16 protein-coding genes and 1 other annotated feature are annotated in these 17,895 nt (G+C 60.4%); of the genes, 8 read left to right on the top strand and 8 right to left on the bottom strand.

The genetic code is table 11. The features are described 5' to 3' along the window. The first annotated feature begins 12 nt into the window (after positions 1 to 12). On the top strand, positions 13 to 1,206 hold the full coding sequence (locus AACT07_RS10020) for a class I SAM-dependent methyltransferase (protein WP_005336736.1): 1,194 nt from the start codon (positions 13 to 15) through the stop codon (positions 1,204 to 1,206). A gap of 347 nt (positions 1,207 to 1,553) precedes the next feature. Continuing rightward, entirely contained in the window at positions 1,554 to 2,738 is a 1,185-nt protein-coding gene (locus AACT07_RS10015; RefSeq protein ID WP_069527551.1) for an acyltransferase family protein, read from the top strand. Between the two features lie 34 nt (positions 2,739 to 2,772). Here AACT07_RS10015 and AACT07_RS10010 read toward each other — a convergent pair whose 3' ends face one another. Beyond that, positions 2,773 to 3,201 carry a GNAT family N-acetyltransferase gene (locus tag AACT07_RS10010; protein WP_069527549.1) on the bottom strand — a complete coding sequence of 143 codons (429 nt, stop codon included), beginning with the start codon at positions 3,199 to 3,201 and terminating at the stop codon, positions 2,773 to 2,775. 405 nt (positions 3,202 to 3,606) lie between these two features. On the opposite strand from AACT07_RS10010, the gene selD reads away from it, so the two are divergent. The 3 genes from selD to AACT07_RS09995 are packed head-to-tail and all read left to right on the top strand — an operon-like array spanning position 3,607 to position 6,423. Beyond that, on the top strand, positions 3,607 to 4,644 hold the full coding sequence (gene selD, locus AACT07_RS10005; RefSeq protein WP_069527548.1) for a selenide, water dikinase SelD: 1,038 nt from the start codon (positions 3,607 to 3,609) through the stop codon (positions 4,642 to 4,644). Continuing rightward, positions 4,641 to 5,756: a tRNA 2-selenouridine(34) synthase MnmH gene (mnmH, locus tag AACT07_RS10000; RefSeq protein WP_069527546.1), complete on the top strand. Its 1,116-nt coding sequence runs from the start codon at positions 4,641 to 4,643 to the stop codon at positions 5,754 to 5,756. Before selD ends, mnmH begins: the two co-directional genes overlap by 4 nt. A 22-nt stretch (positions 5,757 to 5,778) precedes the next feature. Beyond that, the gene (locus AACT07_RS09995; protein ID WP_069527544.1) at positions 5,779 to 6,423 is read left to right on the top strand and encodes an MBL fold metallo-hydrolase; all 645 of its coding nucleotides are present in this window, start codon (positions 5,779 to 5,781) and stop codon (positions 6,421 to 6,423) included. A 189-nt stretch (positions 6,424 to 6,612) separates the two neighbouring features. On the opposite strand, the gene rnd is transcribed toward AACT07_RS09995, so the two are convergent. The 7 genes from rnd to AACT07_RS09960 all read right to left on the bottom strand — a co-directional run bounded on the left by rnd (position 6,613) and on the right by AACT07_RS09960 (position 14,246). Next, entirely contained in the window at positions 6,613 to 7,725 is a 1,113-nt protein-coding gene (gene rnd, locus AACT07_RS09990; protein ID WP_058059758.1) for a ribonuclease D, read from the bottom strand. Between the two features lie 108 nt (positions 7,726 to 7,833). Next, positions 7,834 to 9,510: a long-chain-fatty-acid--CoA ligase FadD gene (fadD, locus tag AACT07_RS09985; protein ID WP_139123796.1), complete on the bottom strand. Its 1,677-nt coding sequence runs from the start codon at positions 9,508 to 9,510 to the stop codon at positions 7,834 to 7,836. Between the two features lie 198 nt (positions 9,511 to 9,708). After that, positions 9,709 to 10,587: an alpha/beta fold hydrolase gene (locus AACT07_RS09980; protein ID WP_445206773.1), complete on the bottom strand. Its 879-nt coding sequence runs from the start codon at positions 10,585 to 10,587 to the stop codon at positions 9,709 to 9,711. A gap of 8 nt (positions 10,588 to 10,595) precedes the next feature. Beyond that, positions 10,596 to 11,111 carry a Slp family lipoprotein gene (locus AACT07_RS09975; RefSeq protein WP_069527598.1) on the bottom strand — a complete coding sequence of 172 codons (516 nt, stop codon included), beginning with the start codon at positions 11,109 to 11,111 and terminating at the stop codon, positions 10,596 to 10,598. A gap of 119 nt (positions 11,112 to 11,230) precedes the next feature. Further along, positions 11,231 to 11,932, bottom strand: a complete 702-nt coding sequence (gene tsaB, locus AACT07_RS09970) for a tRNA (adenosine(37)-N6)-threonylcarbamoyltransferase complex dimerization subunit type 1 TsaB (RefSeq protein ID WP_069527540.1) — start codon at positions 11,930 to 11,932, stop codon at positions 11,231 to 11,233. Between the two features lie 90 nt (positions 11,933 to 12,022). Continuing rightward, positions 12,023 to 13,933, bottom strand: a complete 1,911-nt coding sequence (locus AACT07_RS09965) for an ATP-dependent DNA helicase (RefSeq protein ID WP_069527538.1) — start codon at positions 13,931 to 13,933, stop codon at positions 12,023 to 12,025. A 67-nt stretch (positions 13,934 to 14,000) separates the two neighbouring features. Further along, positions 14,001 to 14,246, bottom strand: coding sequence for a hypothetical protein (locus AACT07_RS09960; RefSeq protein ID WP_005336755.1), 246 nt, complete (start codon positions 14,244 to 14,246; stop codon positions 14,001 to 14,003). A gap of 187 nt (positions 14,247 to 14,433) precedes the next feature. After that, positions 14,434 to 14,562, top strand: a sequence feature (His leader region). Positions 14,563 to 14,586: 24 nt separating this feature from the next. On the opposite strand from AACT07_RS09960, the gene hisG reads away from it, so the two are divergent. From hisG to hisC, 3 genes are read left to right on the top strand one after another with little or no spacing between them, the layout of a single operon-like run. After that, on the top strand, positions 14,587 to 15,483 hold the full coding sequence (gene hisG / locus AACT07_RS09955; protein WP_069527537.1) for an ATP phosphoribosyltransferase: 897 nt from the start codon (positions 14,587 to 14,589) through the stop codon (positions 15,481 to 15,483). A gap of 12 nt (positions 15,484 to 15,495) precedes the next feature. Next, positions 15,496 to 16,821: a histidinol dehydrogenase gene (hisD, locus tag AACT07_RS09950; RefSeq protein WP_069527535.1), complete on the top strand. Its 1,326-nt coding sequence runs from the start codon at positions 15,496 to 15,498 to the stop codon at positions 16,819 to 16,821. Next, positions 16,818 to 17,888, top strand: a complete 1,071-nt coding sequence (gene hisC / locus AACT07_RS09945) for a histidinol-phosphate transaminase (RefSeq protein WP_069527533.1) — start codon at positions 16,818 to 16,820, stop codon at positions 17,886 to 17,888. Before hisD ends, hisC begins: the two co-directional genes overlap by 4 nt. The last annotated feature ends 7 nt before the right edge of the window (positions 17,889 to 17,895 follow it).

Below are 17,895 nucleotides of genomic sequence, written 5' to 3'. Positions count from 1 at the left end.
CGGCAAACATCCATGAGCGCTTCCATCTATCTCGTCAAAGGCCGCGAAAAATCCCTGCTGCGTCGCCACCCCTGGATCTTCTCCAAGGGGATTGAGCGGGTTCAGGGCAACCCCATTGACGGCGATACCGTCGAGATCTATGCCAACGATGGCAAGTGGCTCGCCCGTGGCGCCTGGTCAGGCAGTTCCCAAATCCGTGCCCGGGTCTGGACCTTCGACAAGGATGAGACCGTCGATCTCGACTTCTTTATCCGTCGTCTCAAATATGCGCAGGAGTCTCGCGATCCGCTGATCAAGCGTCAGGGCCTCACTGGTTATCGCCTGTGCGCCGCCGAATCCGACGGCCTGCCGGGTCTGACCATCGACCGTTATGCCGATTTTCTGGTGTGCCAGATCCTCTCTGCCGGTGCCGAGTTCCAGCGTGAGCTGATAACGCAAGCACTGCGTACCCTCTACCCAGAGTGCAGCATCTATGAACGCTCCGATGTGGCAGTGCGGAAGAAGGAAGGGCTGAAAGAGCGCACCGGCGTCATCTATGGCGAGACCCCGAACGAGCCGGTGGTCATCGAAGAGAATGGCGGCGTCAAGATCCTGGTGGATATTCGCAACGGCCACAAAACCGGTTTCTATCTGGATCAGCGGGATAACCGTCAGGCTGCCGCCAAGTACACCGAAGGCAAGCGGGTCCTAAACTGCTTCTGCTACACCGGCGGTTTTGGCGTTTATGCCCTCAAGGGCGGCGCCAAGGAAGTGGTCAACGTCGATCTCTCCCAGAATGCGCTGGATATCGCCCGCCAGAATGCCGAGCTGAACGGGCTGGATACCAGCAACACCCAGTTTGTCCGTCACGACGTGTTCAAGCTGCTGCGGGAATATCGTGAGAAGGGTGAGAAGTTCGATGTCATCGTGCTGGATCCGCCCAAGTTCGCCGAGAGCAAGGCCCAGCTGCTGGGTGCCTGCCGTGGCTACAAGGACATCAACATGCTGGCGTTCCAGCTGCTGGCGCCGGGTGGCGTGCTCTTGACCTACTCCTGCTCCGGCCTGATGGAGCAGAGCCTGTTCCAGAAGATCGTTGCCGATGCGGCGCTCGATGCCGGTCGCGATGCCCAGATCCTGGAGCTGCTCTCCCAGGCCTCCGATCACCCTATCGGTACCGCCTATCCGGAAGGCTTCTACCTCAAGGGTCTGGTGGTACGCGCCCGCTGATCGGCAACCACCCTCCCCTTGTGATCAATCAGGCCCCTTGCGGGCCTGATTGTTTTGCATCGCGCCGTATAAACCTGAGCCTGACGCTCGCCCCGATGACCACCCTCTCTGCTTTATTCGCGTTCCTTCTCCTCTTTTGCTGCCAGCGCCCCACTTCTTCTCTGTTTAAATTACTTTGCACAATAACTGCACATTTATGATTCAAGTCACATCCGTATGACTCTCTTTTCCGTAGTGTGATCCCGCCTGCGGCAGCCGAGCCGGGGAAACCGTCCCGTCAGGATTGATGGGCGGCACAACAACAAGATAGATGTCAGGCCAAGCTGAACATCACAAGGGATCCCGTTATGAATCAATCATTGCCGCTGTTAACGCCGCTACGGGGCATCGCTGCCCTGATGGTGGTGCTGTTCCATGCCCGCTTGTTACTCTTTCCCCAGTGGATGGAGTCAATCGCAGGCCACACCCAACTCATCGAGAATGGCTACCTCTGGGTCGACCTGTTCTTTATTTTGAGCGGCGTGGTACTGGCCCATGTCTATGGCGAGGCCTTCACCCGCACGCCCCGCACCGTGAGCTATGGCCGTTTTCTCTGGCTGCGGCTGACCCGCGTCTACCCCCTCTACCTGGTAACCCTGCTGTTGCTGGTCGGCTGGGAACTTTACAAGGCGCAACACGGGGTGGGCTTCTATGCTGGCCCCCTGTTCAAGATGTGGGAGTGGGAAGGGATGCCGCCTTTCGGTTCACCCTTCACGCCGGCCGAGGCGCTGCCGAGCGCCTTCCTGCTGCTGCAAGTGGTAACCGATCACGGGTTGACCTGGAACTTCGCCGCCTGGTCCCTGAGCGTGGAGTGGATAAGCTACCTGCTGTTCCCGCTGCTGATCCCGCTGGCGGTGACCCGCAGTCGCTGGAGCCATCTCGCCCCCCTGCTGGCGCTGACGGTGCTGGCCTTTATCGTGCACAGTCGCGGCACCCTGGATGTCACCAGCGGCGCGCTGGCGGTGGGGCGCGGGGTAAGTGAATTTGTGCTCGGCCTCTGGCTGCTGCCGAGGGTCAAGGCTGCGAAAAACTTCCCCATGATGAAGCGGGATCTGCCGCTCTTGATCGCCTTTGTGCTGCCCTTCGTGCTGATGCAGTTCACCATGACGCCACAGCTGACTCTGTTGCTGATCGGCTCCTACATACTGCTGATCTGGATTGCCGCCGCACAGGGGGAGCGCCAGAGCCCGCTGCTGCACCTCCTGGATAACCGCTTCACCAACTGGCTGGGGGATCTCTCCTACTCCATCTACCTGCTCCATGCGCTGGTGCTGCTCACCGGCTGCGAGCTCATCCACTATCTGGCGCCGGGGATCACCGAGTGGTGGTATGGCCAGACCAACCCGCTGCTGGGGGTAGTGGCAACCTTGCTGATGCTGGCGGTGCTGATCGGCCTCTCTGCCTTGAGCTACAACCTGCTGGAGCGACCACTGCAACGGCGCCTGCGCCGCTGGGGCAAGTCACGGCAACCGGCGCTGGAGCGGGCCGGATAAGCTAATCTCGCCCTGTCTGGATGAGTTGACGGTTTTATGCCAACTCATCCAGTACCAGTTCATCCAGACTGCTCATCACCCAGGCACTCGGGTGCTGGCTAAATCCGAGCTTGGGGTAGTATGCCACCGCCTGCGGCGCGGCCAGCAGGATCAGCTTGCAGCCAGGCTGCAATTGCAAAAACGTCTCGCGAATAAGGGCTTTGCCAATCCCCTGCCCCTGCACCGACTCGGCCACCGCCAGATCCGAGAGGTAACAACAAAAATGAAAATCGGTCACCGAGCGGGCCACCCCGACCAGGGTCTCACCCTGCCAGGCGGTGATCAGCAGATTGGCGTGATCCAGCATGCCCTGCAGGGTGGCCGGATGGTCCAACGGCCGTCTCGCCCCCAACGAGGTCTGCGCCAACAACGCCGCAAACTGTGCCGTGGTGATGGGGTGGTTAACCAAAAATGTGGTGGTCACTAAGCTCTCCTGTTGTAGATCGGCAGTTGCGTGCTGTTGGTCTCTTTGACGTTCTCTTTGTTGCATCTGTACTGCAATCAATCAGCCAGCGCCGGATCCAGACCGATGACAGGCAAGCGCGGGCAATTCCCTGCTGTTTATGTGAATTCCTGTTCGAACCCCAAGGGGCAAATATGGCATAATGCCCCGTCCTGTGGCCCTTGGCGGGGCTGCGCTGGCGCACCTTGTCGCCCTTTTCTTCCCCGTCCGGCCTGGCGGTCCTTCATAACTGCCAGTCATCGCTGCCCCTGTTGGCACCGAGGCCACCCATATTTGCGGCTTCTTGTCTTCCTTTCTACAAGGCCGCCCATTGACCAAGACGGCTCCACAGAGCCTCTGCTCTGTTTGCAAATAAAAGGGGTAAGTATGTCTTCCATTCGTCTGACCCAATACAGCCACGGCGCTGGCTGCGGCTGCAAAATCTCTCCCAAGGTACTCGACACCATCCTCAAGAGCCAGATCCCGGGCTTCAACGACCCGACCCTGATCGTTGGCAACAGCAGCAAAGATGACGCGGCCGTGGTCGATATCGGCAACGGTCGGGGCATTGTCTCCACCACCGACTTCTTCATGCCCATCGTCGATGACCCCTTCACCTTTGGCCGCATCGCCGCCACCAACGCCATCAGTGATATCTACGCCATGGGCGGCAAGCCTATCGTTGCCATCGCCATCCTCGGCTGGCCCATCAATACCCTGCCCGCCGAAGTGGCCCAGCAGGTGATCGACGGCGGCCGTCAGGTGTGCCATGAAGCGGGGATTTCGCTGGCCGGTGGCCACAGCATCGATGCCCCCGAGCCCATCTTCGGCCTCGCGGTCACCGGTATCGTGCCCCTGGACGCCATCAAGCAGAACGACACCGCCAAGGTGGGTGATACCCTCTATCTGACCAAGCCCCTTGGTATCGGTATCCTCACCACCGCCCAGAAGAAGGGCAAGCTCAAGCCCGAACACGAGCAGCTGGCCCCCAACGCCATGTGCACCCTCAACAAGATTGGTCAACGCTTTGCCGAGCTGCCGGGTGTGCACGCCATGACCGACGTCACCGGTTTTGGTCTGGCGGGCCATCTGCTGGAGATGTGCGAAGGATCCAATGTCAGCGCCCGCCTCGACTTCAAGGCGCTGCCGCTACTGGACGAGGTGGATTACTACCTGAGTGAGGGCTGCGTACCGGGCGGTACCCTGCGCAACCACGACTCCTACGGCCACAAGCTAGATGCCATAGACGATCGCACCCGCAACATCATGTGCGACCCGCAAACCAGCGGCGGCCTGCTGGTCGCCGTGGGTAAAGAGAGCGAAGCCGAGCTGCTCGCCATCGCGCAAGAAGCTGGGCTAGAACTCTCGCCCATCGGTCAGATCAAGCCCCTTGAGGGCTCCCGCTTTATCGAGATTGTCCAATGAGTGAATTGCCACTGGCCACGGACTACGCCCAGATTTTTTTAGGCGATGTGCCGTTGATTGATGTGCGCGCCCCCATCGAGTTCAAGGAGGGGGCCTTCCCCTGCTCGACCAGCCTGCCTTTGATGACAGACGATGAGCGCGCCCAGGTGGGGACCTGCTTCAAGAAGCAGGGTCAGGCCGCCGCCATTGAGCTTGGACACAAGCTGGTGGGGGGAGCTGTGCGTGCCGAACGTATCGAAGGCTGGCTGGCGCAGTTGCGCAAGCAGCCCGATGCCCTGCTCTACTGCTTTCGCGGCGGCCTGCGCTCGCAAACCGTACAACAGTGGCTGGCTGATGCCGGGGTGACTCGCCCCCGCGTCGCCGGTGGCTACAAGGAGCTGCGCCGCTTCCTGATCGACACCCAGGACAAGGCCTCTGCCGAGTGTCACTGGAGCGTGCTGACCGGCATGACCGGCTCCGGCAAGACCCATATGCTGGACCACGTGGCCCAGGCGCTCGATCTGGAAGGACACGCCCATCACAGGGGCTCGTCGTTTGGTCAGCTGCCCGGCGGCCAGCCCAGCAACATCAATTTTGAAAACAACATGGCCATCGAGCTGCTCAAGCGCCGCCATCAGGGCGAGCATGCCTTCGTGGTCGAAGATGAGAGTCGCTTGATCGGCCGCTGCTGCCTGCCCCTATCCCTCCATGAGGCCATGAGTCAGGCACCGCTGGTGGTGGTGGATGTTCCGCAAATCGATCGGGCCGAGCAGATCCGCGAAGATTACGTGCACGATCTCTGGCTGCGCTATCAAGCCATGTATGGCCAGGAAGCCGGCTGGCCGCTGTTTGCCGCCTATCTCACCGATGCGTTGGCCCGCCTCAAGCGCCGCCTCGGCGATCTGGCCCACCGCGAGCTGGATGCCCTGATGCAGACCGCTCTCACCGAGCAGGAAAAGAGCGGCGATACCGGGCTGCATCTGGCCTGGATCACGTTGCTGCTGACCCGCTACTACGACCCCATGTATCTCTATCAGCTTGGCAACAAGCAGGAGCGCATCGTATTCCGCGGTGACAAACAGGCCTGTCTCGACTATTTCGCCGAGCAGCATGCCAACGCGCTGCGCGGCTGACCCATCCCAAGAGAGGAACTCTATGTTGAAATTCGAGGTGATCCCGGTCACCCAGTTCGCCCAGAACTGCTCCCTCATCTGGTGTGACGAGACCCATCAGGCCGCCCTGATCGATCCGGGCGGCGAAGCGGACAAACTGCTGGCGGCCATCGCCAAGCGCGGCCTGACCCTGACCCACATCCTGCTGACGCACGGTCATCTGGATCATGTGGGTGCCGCCGCCGCTCTGCGGGAAAAGACCGGCGTCGCCATCACCGGCCCCCATAAGGAGGACGCCTTCTGGCTCGACATGCTGCCCCAGCAGAGCCAGATGTTCGGCTTCGCCCATACCCCCGCCTTCACGCCGGATCGCTGGCTTGAGCAGGGTGACAAGGTGCAGGTTGGCCAGTGCGAGCTGGATGTCTACTTCTGCCCCGGCCACACCCCGGGCCATATCGTGCTGCTCTCCCAAGCCGAGCAGCTCGCCTGGGTGGGCGACGTGCTGTTTGCCGGCAGCATCGGCCGCACCGACTTCCCCCGTGGCGATCACGGCACGCTGATCAAGTCGATCACCGAGACCCTGCTGCCGCTTGGTGACGAGATCGTCTTTATCCCTGGCCACGGCCCCAGCTCCACCTTCGGTCGCGAGAAGGTGAGCAACCCCTACCTGACCCAGCCTATCTGGTGATCAAAAAAGGCAGCGGTGTTAGCCGCTGCCTTTTCTTCTCTGCTCTCTTTTTCATTCTCGACTCCCGCCATCCGGCCAGCCATGTCCCACCTGCGTACCCCATTTCAGCATGCCCATTTGTCTCTTTCGCCCAATAAAAATCCCCACCCGAGGGTGAGGATTGATTTATAGGTGCAACCGTCTGGTGGCTTATTGTGCCAGCAGGTGACCGACCAGCTCATGACGCCACCCTTGCAGCAGCATCGGTTTGTCGCTGCGGGCCCGTTCTTCGTCGTTCATCCGCCAGCTCCAGGTGAAATACTGGTGAATGATCTTCTTGCTGGCAATCAGCTCGGGCGGAATATTGCTCGCCTTGGCCTTCTCTTCCACCATGGCCTTGATGCGCTTGAGCTCGGCCTTGTACTGGGGGAAGTCCACCAGCCGGCGAATGGGCTCCGGCCAACTGTCAGGATCGCTCTGCTGCGCCTTGGCGACGATATCGAGCATCCGCTTGCCGTGGATCTTGATCTCGATGGGCGAGAGGCCGAGCTCGTTGAGATCCCGCAGAGAGGCAGGACGGCGCTCTGCCACCTTGAACAGGTGCAGCTCTTTGACCACAAAGTTGAGGGCCAGATCGCGGCGCACCGCCTCTTGTTGGCGCCAGGCGGCCAGCTCGCGCAGAATGGCGAGCTCGCGGCGACCCAGTTGCCAGGCGTTGACGATGTCAAGATAAGCCTGACGGGGATCGCTACCCTGGGTCTTGCGGGCAGAGTGGTTCTGACACTCCTGCTCGAACCAGGCAAACTTGCCGCTTTCCCGCAGTTTGGCCATCACCTTCTCGTAGAGCGGCATCAGGTAGAAGACATCCGCTGCCGCGTATTCGAGCTGACGCGGTGTAAGCGGGCGGGCCAGCCAGTCGGTGCGCGCTTGATCTTTTTCCAGCTCGACCCCGAGGAATTCATTCACCAGCGCCCCAAAGCCGACCGAGACGCCGTAACCGAGAAAGGCGGTAGCCAGCTGGGTGTCGTGCATCTGGTTGGGCAGGTGGCCCGCCTGATGCTGGATAAGCTCCAGATCTTCGCCAGAGGCGTGCAGGATGGCGATCTGCCCTTCCCTGCCCAGTCGCTGCCAGAGGGCGGAGAGATCCAGGGTGAGCGGATCCAGCAGCGCCAGATGCTCTCCGTCATAGATCTGGAACAGACCAAGCTGGGGGTAGTAGGTACGGGTGCGAACGAATTCAGTATCGATAGCCAGGGGAACGTCGGCCAGAGAAGCGAGATACTGCTCAAGTTCGTCTTGCTGAGTGATAAGTTGATAGTGCATCTGTGCCTGCGCGGTTGATCAGGGCCAAAAAGAAAAAACCGTGGGATGACCCACGGTTTTGCATAACGACGGTGCTGGTTTGCAGAGGCTTCTGCAGCCGCAGTCCGGTTATTGCTTGGCAATCTCCTCGTCGCGCAGTACGCGGCGCAGGATCTTGCCCACATTGGTCTTGGGAAGTTCGTCACGAAATTCTACCAGTTTCGGCACCTTATAGGCAGTCAGATGTTTGCGGCAGTGGGCAATAATCTCGTCCTCCTGCAATTTTGCATCTTTCTTGACCACAAAGATCTTCACCAACTCGCCGGAGACCTTGTGTGGCACACCGACAGCGGCCACTTCCAGCACTTTCGGGTGCAGGGCAACGACATCTTCGATCTCGTTCGGATAGACGTTGAAACCGGAGACCAGGATCATGTCCTTCTTGCGGTCAACGATCTTGAAGAAGCCCTGCTCGTCGCACACCGCGATATCACCGGTACAAAGCCAGCCATCCTGCATCACTTCGGCGGTCGCCTCGGGACGCTGCCAGTAGCCCACCATCACCTGCGGGCCGCGCACCTGCATCTCGCCCGGGGTGCCGAGAGTGTGGATCACCTGACCGTTGTCATCTACCAGACGGATCTCGGTAGAGCAGACCGGCAAACCGATAGAGCCGTTGTAATCAGTGAGGTCGTAGGGACAGACGCTCACCAGCGGCGAGCACTCGGTCAGGCCATAGCCTTCCAGCAGCGGAGTGTCGGTCAGTGTCTTCCACTTCTCCGCAACCGCGCGCTGCACTGCCATGCCGCCGCCGATGGTGAGCTTGAGCTTGTCAAAGGCGATCCCCTGAAACTCTTCGTTGTTGACCAGCGCATTGAACAGGGTGTTAACCCCGGTAATGCAGGTGAAGGGATACTTCTTGATCTCTTTGACAAAACCCGGGATGTCGCGCGGGTTGCTGATCAGCAGGTTGTAACCGCCGATACGCATAAAGAGCAGACAGTTAACGGTCAGGGCGAAGACGTGATAGAGCGGCAATGCGGTGACCACGAACTCCTTGCCGCGTTCCAGCATGGGGCCGTAGACGCCGAGGCACTGCTCGACGTTGGCAATCATGTTGCGATGGGTCAGCATGGCCCCTTTGGAGAGGCCGGTGGTGCCACCGGTGTACTGCAGGAAGGCGAGATCGTCGTTAGTGATCTCCGGCTTGATGTACTGCAGGAAACGACCCTTGGAGAGGGCCTGACGCATGGTGGTAGCGTGGGGCAGATTGTATTTCGGCACCAGCTTCTTGACGTACTTGACCACGAAGTTGACCAAGGTGCCCTTGGCCAGCCCCAGGTTGTCCCCCATCCGGGTCAGGATAACGTGCTTGATCGGGGTGTCATAGACCACCTTTTCCAGGGTATGGGCGAAGTTGGAGACGATGACGATGGCCTTGGCACCGGAATCTTTGAGCTGATGCTCCAGCTCGCGCGGGGTATAGAGCGGGTTGACGTTGACCACGATCATGCCGGCGCGCAGGATGCCAAACACGGCGATGGGGTATTGCAGCAGGTTAGGCATCATCACCGCAACCCGATCCCCTTTCTCCAGCTTCAGCTCGTTTTGCAGGTAGGCAGCAAAGGCGCGGGACTGCTCTTCCAGCCGGCGGTAGGTGATGGTTTGGCCCATGTTGACGAAGGCGGGCTGATCGGCAAACTGGGTCACCGAGGATTCGAACATCTCGACCAGGGAGCTGTATTGGTCTGGATTGATCTCGGCGGGGACCCCTTCCGGATAACGTGTCAGCCAGACTTTTTCCACAAACTTCTCCTGCATAACTAGCACCTGTGCGCTCACTGTGTTGCCTCCGTCCCGGTTCACATCCATTTTAATCGGTTGTTTTAAGCTGATGCTCTAATGCCGCACATATTTACACAGCGCAACATCAATTAACAGCAAATTAACAACAGAAAAATGTGAGGGAGAAAACAAACCTGGAATTATTGAAAGCTGGCGATTCTACCGAACTTGACAAAACTTTACGATACAAACGGCCGTATCAACCGAATTTTCCATATGAAAATGGTGGTTTCCACCCAATATGACCCGCTCGATCTGCTGGAAGGCATCCTGACGGGCCTGCCATTGGGCTTCAAGCGCAGCAAAGCCCTGCTCCCCCTGAATCAACAGCACAGGACAACGGATAGCCGCCATCAGTGCCCGGGCTTGCCCTTCGCTCATTCTCAGGGGCGACAGATCCCGCAAACGGGGATCGCTGCGCCAGTGCCAGCGCCCTGCCCGCTCTTCAAGCTGCCGCTCACAGATAAGACGCGCCGCCTGCGGCGTGATATCCGCTACTTTGCAACGGGCGGCGACAGCGTCATCGATGGAGGCAAAGCCGTTGGCACTGCGCTCCCGGGTGCGGCTGCGGTTTAAAATCGCACGTCGCAGCTGGGCTGGTACCTCCTCATCGGGCTGGCTGAGCGGCCCCAGCCCCTCCAGCATGATCAACCGCTCCACCTGTTCGGGAAACACCCCGGCATAGGCCGAGGCGATCAACGCCCCGAGGGAGTGACCGAGCAGAGTGAAGCGCGACCAGCCCGCTGCCTGAACGATCTGGTAGAGATCGTCCAGCCAGTCGACAAAGACATAGGGGGTGGCTTTGTGATCTGAGTGACCGTGCCCCGGCAGATCGACACAGATGAGGTGAAAATCCCCCAGATGCGGCGCCAGCGGCAAGAAGCTGGCACTGTTGTCGAGCCAGCCATGCAGAGCGATCAACAGGGGTTTGCCCTGCTGATCATGCTCAGCGGAGTGGTTATCCAGCAGGGCTACCCGCCGACCATCCGCCAGCGTAAGCAGCCGCTCGTGCATGGTGCTCATCATAGCGTTGATCATGGCAAGCCTTAGCGACGCAGCGGCCGTCTCGGCCAGAAGGGATCATAGAAGGGATCGTAGAAGTAGGGGTCCATATAGCGCACCTCCACCTCCTTGACTGGCGGCCACAGCTTGCTGCCCGTCACATTGAGCACAGAGAAGCGGTACTTGTGCTCGCCAATCTGGCTATCCACCGGTTTGCCTATGGTGCCAAGCACCGTCAGGCTACGCCCCTTGGCGTAGAGGGTCGGGTCGACAAAACCCTTCATGATGGCCAGAAAACGGCCCGGGCTCTGCTCGGTCTGCTCCGGCACACCGTTGGACTTGAGCGGCAGATAGACCACTTCAATAACGCTCTGATCTGCCTTGTTGTGCACCGCCGAGATAACGCCGCTCCAGCGGGCCGGTTTGCCCTCCATCCCGCCAAGGGCAGCTTGATAGGCCACCAGCTGGTTTTCGGGCTCATAAGCCAGCTCCCTGGGGACCGAGCTGCAGGCCCCGAGCAGCAGGGCCAGCGCCCCGACCACCATCCCGCGTTTCATCATGTCGCTTCTGGTATTACGCATCATGTCACTCTCCTGTTGCCAGCGTGGCCCGTAGGGGCCATCCGCTTGTGTTGCAGCTGATGAGCGGCAAGAGCGACATGAAATCAGCGCTCCTGCCCTTATTCGCGACCCGGCAGTTTTTTCCAGGTCACCTTGTCACGCAAATAGACCGGCGTCGCCTGCTCAACCGGCACCGCCTCCCCCGCCAACCAGGCGGCGCGGGCCAACGGCAGCATGTCTTCTGCCGCCGGGAAGCGCACCTGACTCACCGCCAGCTCATCGGCCAGGCCACTCAGGGTCTCGCCATAGGTTTCAAAACCGGTGCCGACGCAGGTCACAGGGCCCGCCAGCTTGCCACGGGCCTCAACCAGCGCCGCGGGATCGCTCACCACCTCGTCCCCCACCAGCTGCATGCGGCCATCAATGAGCTCATAGCGGCCGAAATAGACCTCGTTCATCCGCGCATCGATGGCGGTCAGCACCTGCTGGGCACCATCCAGTCGATAGGCCCCTTGCGCCATGGCGGCCAGGGTCGAGATGCCAATCAGCGGCACACCCGCACCAAACGCCAGACCTTGCGCCACACTGATGCCGATCCGCACGCCGGTAAAGGAGCCCGGGCCGCGGCCGAACGCGATGGCATCGAGGTCACTCAAACTTATCCCGGCATCCTCTAACACAGCCTGAACCATGGGCAGGATTTTTCGGGTGTGATCCCGGGGCGCCTCCTCCCAGCGGGAGAACAGCTTGTCACCCACCAGCAAGGCGGCGGAGCAGGCTTCGGTGGCGGTATCTACGGCCAGGATCTTCAACTCGTTCATGCTTTCCAATCTCTATAAAATCAGTCAATTACATAACCGGCAAGCGAGATATGCTCACCCGTTGTTCAAATCTGTTAGCTGGCGGCAAACTTATTCACCGCGATCGAAAAAGCTCCCCAGCGTTCCCAACTCCCGGGTACGGGGGATGGCCGGCAGACTCTTGATAAAGGTGGCGCCATAAGGCTTGTTGACCATTCGTGGATCACAGATCACCAGCACCCCGTGATCACTGCGATCACGAATAAGCCGTCCCACCCCCTGTTTGAGGGCAATCACCGCCTTGGGCAACTGCAGCTCGGCGAAGGGATCCCCCCCCTTGAGCTTGCAATCATCCACCCGTGCCTTGAGCAGCGGATCATCGGGGCTGGCAAACGGCAATTTGTCGATGATAACACACGACAACGCAGCCCCCCGCACGTCTATCCCCTCCCAGAAGCTGCTGGTCGCCACCAACACGGCGCGGCCATTCTCGACAAACTCCTTGAGTAGCCGCTGCTTATTGTCCTCACCCTGTAGCAGCACAGTACGGCCAATCTCCCGGCGCAGCACCTCGGCCACCTGACGCATCACCTGATGGCTGGTGCAGAGGAAGAAACAGCCCCCCGGCGTCTTGTTGATGAGCGGGATCATCAGATTGGCCAGCTGCTCGCCGCGACCAAAGGCGTTGGGCTCCGGTAGATAACGGGGCACACAGAGCCGCGCCTGCTCGCCATAGTCGAACGGACTGTCGAGAATAAGCTCGGCGCTACCCGCCAGCCCCAGCTCGGCTTTGAAGTGATCAAACCGCATATCCACCGTCAGGGTGGCGGAGGTGAAGACCCAGGCCACTTCCGGTCTTTGCACCTCGGCACTGAATCGCTCGGCCACCGATAGCGGCGTCAGATTGAGGGTGAAATGAAGCCGTGAGCAGTCGTACCAGTAGGAGAAACCGGTCTGGTTGACCGCCAGCACCTCGCCAAGACGGGTGCGCAGTTCACTGATCCGTTCGAAGGCGTGATCCAGCTGCTCGCCACGGCCGAGAGCCAGTTTCAGCACCTCGTAGCAGAGCCCGATGGCGTCGTTGAGACGAGCCAAGGCCTGACCCCAGAGCGGCTGGCGCAGCATGTCGCGGGTATTGCCGCGACCGCCATCCACCCCGAAGGCCAGACGCAAGTCCTGACTGGCGATAGCGAGCCGGTCTGCCGCCTTGCCAAGCTGGGCCATGTCGTGGGCTTCGGCCCGATAGGCAAGCTGGATATCCTGCGCAAGATCCTGAATCGTTCGGCTGCCTACCGACTTGCCGAAGTAGTTGGTGGCGATCTCCGGCAGCTGGTGCGCCTCGTCAAAGACATAGACTTGCGCTTCGGGCACCAACTCGCCAAATCCGGTGTCTTTCACCGCCATATCGGCGAAAAAGAGGTGATGATTGATCACCACCACTTGGGCATCCATGGCGCGGCGTCGGGCCACCACCAGATGGCAGTCGTCGTAATAGGGGCAGTCGCGACCGAGGCAGTTGTCGTTGGTGCTGGTGACGTGGGCGAGGATCTCGGCGTTCTCCTGCAATCCCGGAATATCCCCCACATCGCCGTTATCGGTGGCGGTGGACCAGGATTTGACCTTCACCAGATCGTTCAGGATCTCAGGCTTTTGCAGATGGGATTCGCTCAAGAGCCGGTTCATCCGCTCGATGCAGAGATAGTTGCTGCGCCCCTTGAGCAGGGCCACCGGCGGGGTGTAGGAGAGCGCGCCTGTGATGGTCGGGAGATCCCGATAGAAGAGCTGCTCCTGCAGGTTCTTGGAGCCGGTGCTGATCACCACCCGTTTGCCGGATTCCAGCGCTGGCACCAGATAGGCGTAAGTCTTGCCGGTACCGGTCCCCGCCTCCACCAGCAGACGGCCACCACTCTTGATGGCGCACGCGACCGCCTCGGCCATCTCCAGTTGGGGAGCGCGGGCTTTGAAACCGTCGATATGGCTGGCCAGAGGGCCATCTGGCTTGAACAGGGTCTGGATGGTCAAAAGGGCGTCCCGCAGCAAAAGCGGCCATTATGCCAAAAGCGCGGCAAAAGCGGGACAGATAATCTGCCTAGACGAACAGATCGATCTGATGCTCGGGGTCCGGCTTGTGATCACCCTCCTCCGCCTTGGGCTGATCACGCTTGGCGGGCGTGCTATACGCCTGCTGGCGCTGCTGGGAGTCACTGTTGTCAGTGCTGGTCTTGCGCAGCTGGTGCTTTTTGCTGATCTGGTTCACTTCCCGCTTGATCTCTTCACTGCCGGGCGCAGCGGGCGCCCGGGGCAAAATGGGGAACAACAGGTCCTGGCTGGGCATGATGGCGACTCCTGCTGGGGTTATTGTCTAGTTATCGACCAGAAAACCGTTTTCGCCACTTTAATCGATCAAATCACAATTTCGGGTTGCATTTTCTGTCAAGGCAGGTAGTTTAAATCAGGCGTCAATTACGACATCTTATTTTGTAAAGGATTGATTACATGAAGTTCACCACCCTGAAGACTCATCACCACCATCATCATCCCGACTAGTCTTTCAGGAGGTTGACTGCTGGAAGACACTTAACTGGTGACTTCCAAAAGGACCGCAAGATTCATAAACCCTCGGAAGCACACACTTCCGAGGGTTTTTTCGTTTTTGACTAGAAGGAAATCGAGCAATGGAAACACAACGTCTGCGTATCGCCATGCAAAAGTCCGGTCGTCTGAGCCAGGACTCCCAAGCCCTGTTCAAGAGCTGTGGCCTCAAGATCAACCTGCGCGAGCAGCGCCTTATCGCCCATGTCGAGAACATGCCCATCGATATCCTGCGGGTGCGTGATGACGACATCCCGGGTCTGGTGATGGAAGGGGTGGTCGACCTTGGCATCATCGGCGAGAACGTGCTGGAAGAGGTGCAGCTTATTCGTGCCTCACAGGGACTACCCTTCGAGGTCAAAACCCTCAAGCAGCTCGACTTTGGTGGCTGCCGCCTCTCGCTGGCGGTGCCGGAAGATGTGACCTACACAGGGCCAGAGAGCCTGGCCGGCAAGCGCATCGCCACCTCCTACCCTGGGCTGCTCAAGCGCTTCTTTGACGAAAAGGGGCTCGGCTTCAAGAGCGTGATGCTGGGCGGCTCGGTGGAAGTGGCACCCCGAGCGGGCTTGGCTGATGCCATCTGCGATCTGGTCTCCACCGGTGCGACCCTGGAAGCCAATGGCCTCAAAGAGGTGGAGGTGATCTACCGCTCCAAGGCGGTACTGGTCCAGGCCCCCAGCCCCTTGTCTGATGCCAAGCAGAAACTCATCGACAAATTGCTGCCCCGCATTCAGGGGATGCAACAGGCCCGCGAGAGCAAGTACATCATGCTGCACGCCCCCAAAGAGAAGCTCGATGCCATCACCGATCTGCTGCCGGGTGCCGAGCGTCCCACCATCATGCAGCTGGCCGGTGACACCAATCAGGTGGCGCTGCACGTCGTATCCAGCGAGACCCTGTTCTGGGAGACCATGGAGCAGCTCAAGGCCCTCGGTGCCAGCTCCATTCTGGTGCTGCCCATCGAAAAAATGATGGAATAAGGAAGGGACATCATGCAGACCCTGATCTGGAAGACCCTCTCCCCTGCCCAGCAGGCCGACGTGCTGACCCGACCGGCCTTGAGTGACGAGGCCGATATTGGCGCCGTGGTCAAAGAGATCATCGCCGCGGTGCGTAGCCGTGGCGATGAGGCCCTGCGCGAGCTGAGCCTGCGCTTCGAGCGTGCCCCCCGTGAGCAGTTGCGCGTCAGCGAAGATGAGATTGAAGCTGCCTGCGCGCGGCTGGATGACGACATCAAAAATGCCATCGAAGCGGCCATTGCCAATATTCGCACCTTCCACGCCGCGCAAGTGCAGCCGGTGGTACGGGTAGAAACCCAGCCCGGGGTGGTGTGCGAGCTGCGCACCCAACCCATCAGTCGAGTCGGCCTCTATGTGCCGGGGGGCAGCGCGCCGCTCCCCTCCACCGTGATGATGCTGGCCATTCCGGCTGCTATCGCAGGTTGCCGTGAAGTGGTGCTCTGCACTCCGTCCCCCGCCAGCGACGAGATCCTGTTTGCCGCCCGCGCTTGCGGGGTCGAGAAGGTGTTCGCCATTGGCGGAGCCCAGGCCATCGCGGCGATGGCTTACGGCACCGAGAGCATCCCCAAGGTGGACAAGATCTTCGGCCCGGGCAACGCCTATGTGACCGAAGCCAAAGGGCAGGTATCCCGCGACTGGCGCGGTGCCGCCATCGATATGCCCGCTGGCCCCTCCGAGGTGCTGGTGATTGCCGACGAGAGCGCCAACCCCGCCTTCGTGGCAGCGGATCTGCTCTCCCAGGCCGAGCACGGCCCCGACAGCCAGGTGGTGCTGGTGACCACCTCGCCGCTGCTGGCCGATGCCATCGCAGGGGAAATCAAGAGCCAGCTGGCCAAGTTGAGCCGCCGCGATATCGCCGCCCAGGCGCTCGGCAGCAGTCTGGTGATCCTCTGTGACGATCTGGCCGAGGCGTGCGCCATCTCCAACGCCTATGCGCCGGAGCACCTGATTGTGCAGACCCGAGCCCCGCGCGAGCTGCTGGACCAGCTTGAGAATGCCGGTTCCATCTTCCTCGGAGCATGGACACCGGAATCGGTCGGCGATTACGCCAGCGGCACCAACCACACCCTGCCTACCTACGGCTATGCCCGCACTTGCTCCAGCCTGGGCCTTGCCGATTATCAGCGCCGCTACACAGTGCAAGAGCTGAACGCCGAAGGTATTCGCGGCCTTGGCCCCATTGTCGAGCGCATCGCTGAGGCCGAAGGGCTCGATGGCCACAAAAATGCCGTCACCCTCAGGTTGAACGCCCTGGCCGCCGCGCCCCAACCAACAGCACAGCAGAAGGATTTGTCATGAGCATTGCCAATCTGGCGCGCCGCGTGGTGCGGGCCCTCACCCCTTATCAATCCGCCCGCCGCATCGGCGGCAAGGGCCACGTCTGGCTCAACGCCAACGAGGCGCCGCAGGCCTATCCCTTCACCATCGAGGGGAGCCGCCTCAACCGCTACCCCGAGTGCCAACCGGCCGAGGTGGTGAACAGCTATGCCGCCTATGCCGGGGTCAATCCCGATCAGGTGCTGGTGAGCCGCGGCGCCGACGAGGCCATTGAGCTCTTGATCCGCACCTTCTGCGAAGCAGGTGAAGATCAGATCCTCATCTGCCCACCCACCTATGGCATGTACGCCATCAGCGCCGAGACCTGTGGCGTCGGCATCGTCGAGCAGCCGCTAACCGCCAGCCGCCAGCCGGACTGGCCCGCCATCGCGGACCGTCTGTCTGATGTGAAACTGGTATTTCTCTGCTCCCCCAACAACCCCACCGGGGATCTGGTGGGTCGCGACGGCCTTATCGCCCTGCTGGAAAAAGCTCGGGATCGCGCCATCGTGGTGGTGGACGAAGCCTATATCGAGTTCTGCCCGGAAGCGTCCGTGGTGGACCTACTGGCCCGCTTCCCCAATCTGGTGGTGACCCGCACCCTCTCCAAAGCCTTTGCCCTGGCGGGGATCCGCTGCGGCTTTACGCTGGCAAGCCCCGAGGTGATCGCCGTGCTGGCCAAGGTGATCGCCCCCTATCCCATCCCCGAGCCCATCGCCCAGATCGCGGCGCAGGCCCTCTCCCCCATGGGGCTGGAGCTGATGCGCGAGCGAGTAATAGAGCTCAACAAGCAAAAAGCTGCCTTCAAGGCAGAGCTGACAACGCTTGCCTGCGTGAAGGAAGTATTCGAGGACAAGGGCAACTTCGTGCTGGTGCGCTTTGTGGATGGCGCCGCCGTCTTTGCTGCCATGAAGGCCGCCGGTATCATTCTGCGGGATTTCTCGACCAAACCCGGCTTGGATAACAGCATTCGCGTCACCATCGGCTATCAGGGCGAGATGGATGCCGTGCTGGCGGTACTGCGTGATATGCCCTCTCCCACTTTGTAAAACAAGG

The organism is Aeromonas sp. ANP5 (assembly GCF_963870295.1).
Classification (GTDB): Bacteria; Pseudomonadota; Gammaproteobacteria; order Enterobacterales; family Aeromonadaceae; genus Aeromonas; species Aeromonas veronii.
This window is presented reverse-complemented; position numbering and strand designations above follow the sequence as displayed.

Coding starts and splice junctions, on each gene's coding strand:
- AACT07_RS10020 (WP_005336736.1), top strand. CDS start 13: ATGAGCGCTTCCATCTATCTCGTCAAAGGCCGCGAAAAATCCCTGCTG.
- AACT07_RS10015 (WP_069527551.1), top strand. CDS start 1,554: ATGAATCAATCATTGCCGCTGTTAACGCCGCTACGGGGCATCGCTGCC.
- selD (WP_069527548.1), top strand. CDS start 3,607: ATGTCTTCCATTCGTCTGACCCAATACAGCCACGGCGCTGGCTGCGGC.
- mnmH (WP_069527546.1), top strand. CDS start 4,641: ATGAGTGAATTGCCACTGGCCACGGACTACGCCCAGATTTTTTTAGGC.
- AACT07_RS09995 (WP_069527544.1), top strand. CDS start 5,779: ATGTTGAAATTCGAGGTGATCCCGGTCACCCAGTTCGCCCAGAACTGC.
- rnd (WP_058059758.1), bottom strand. CDS start 7,725: ATGCACTATCAACTTATCACTCAGCAAGACGAACTTGAGCAGTATCTC.
- AACT07_RS09980 (WP_445206773.1), bottom strand. CDS start 10,587: ATGATCAACGCTATGATGAGCACCATGCACGAGCGGCTGCTTACGCTG.
- AACT07_RS09975 (WP_069527598.1), bottom strand. CDS start 11,111: ATGATGAAACGCGGGATGGTGGTCGGGGCGCTGGCCCTGCTGCTCGGG.
- tsaB (WP_069527540.1), bottom strand. CDS start 11,932: ATGAACGAGTTGAAGATCCTGGCCGTAGATACCGCCACCGAAGCCTGC.
- AACT07_RS09960 (WP_005336755.1), bottom strand. CDS start 14,246: ATGCCCAGCCAGGACCTGTTGTTCCCCATTTTGCCCCGGGCGCCCGCT.
- hisG (WP_069527537.1), top strand. CDS start 14,587: ATGGAAACACAACGTCTGCGTATCGCCATGCAAAAGTCCGGTCGTCTG.
- hisD (WP_069527535.1), top strand. CDS start 15,496: ATGCAGACCCTGATCTGGAAGACCCTCTCCCCTGCCCAGCAGGCCGAC.
- hisC (WP_069527533.1), top strand. CDS start 16,818: ATGAGCATTGCCAATCTGGCGCGCCGCGTGGTGCGGGCCCTCACCCCT.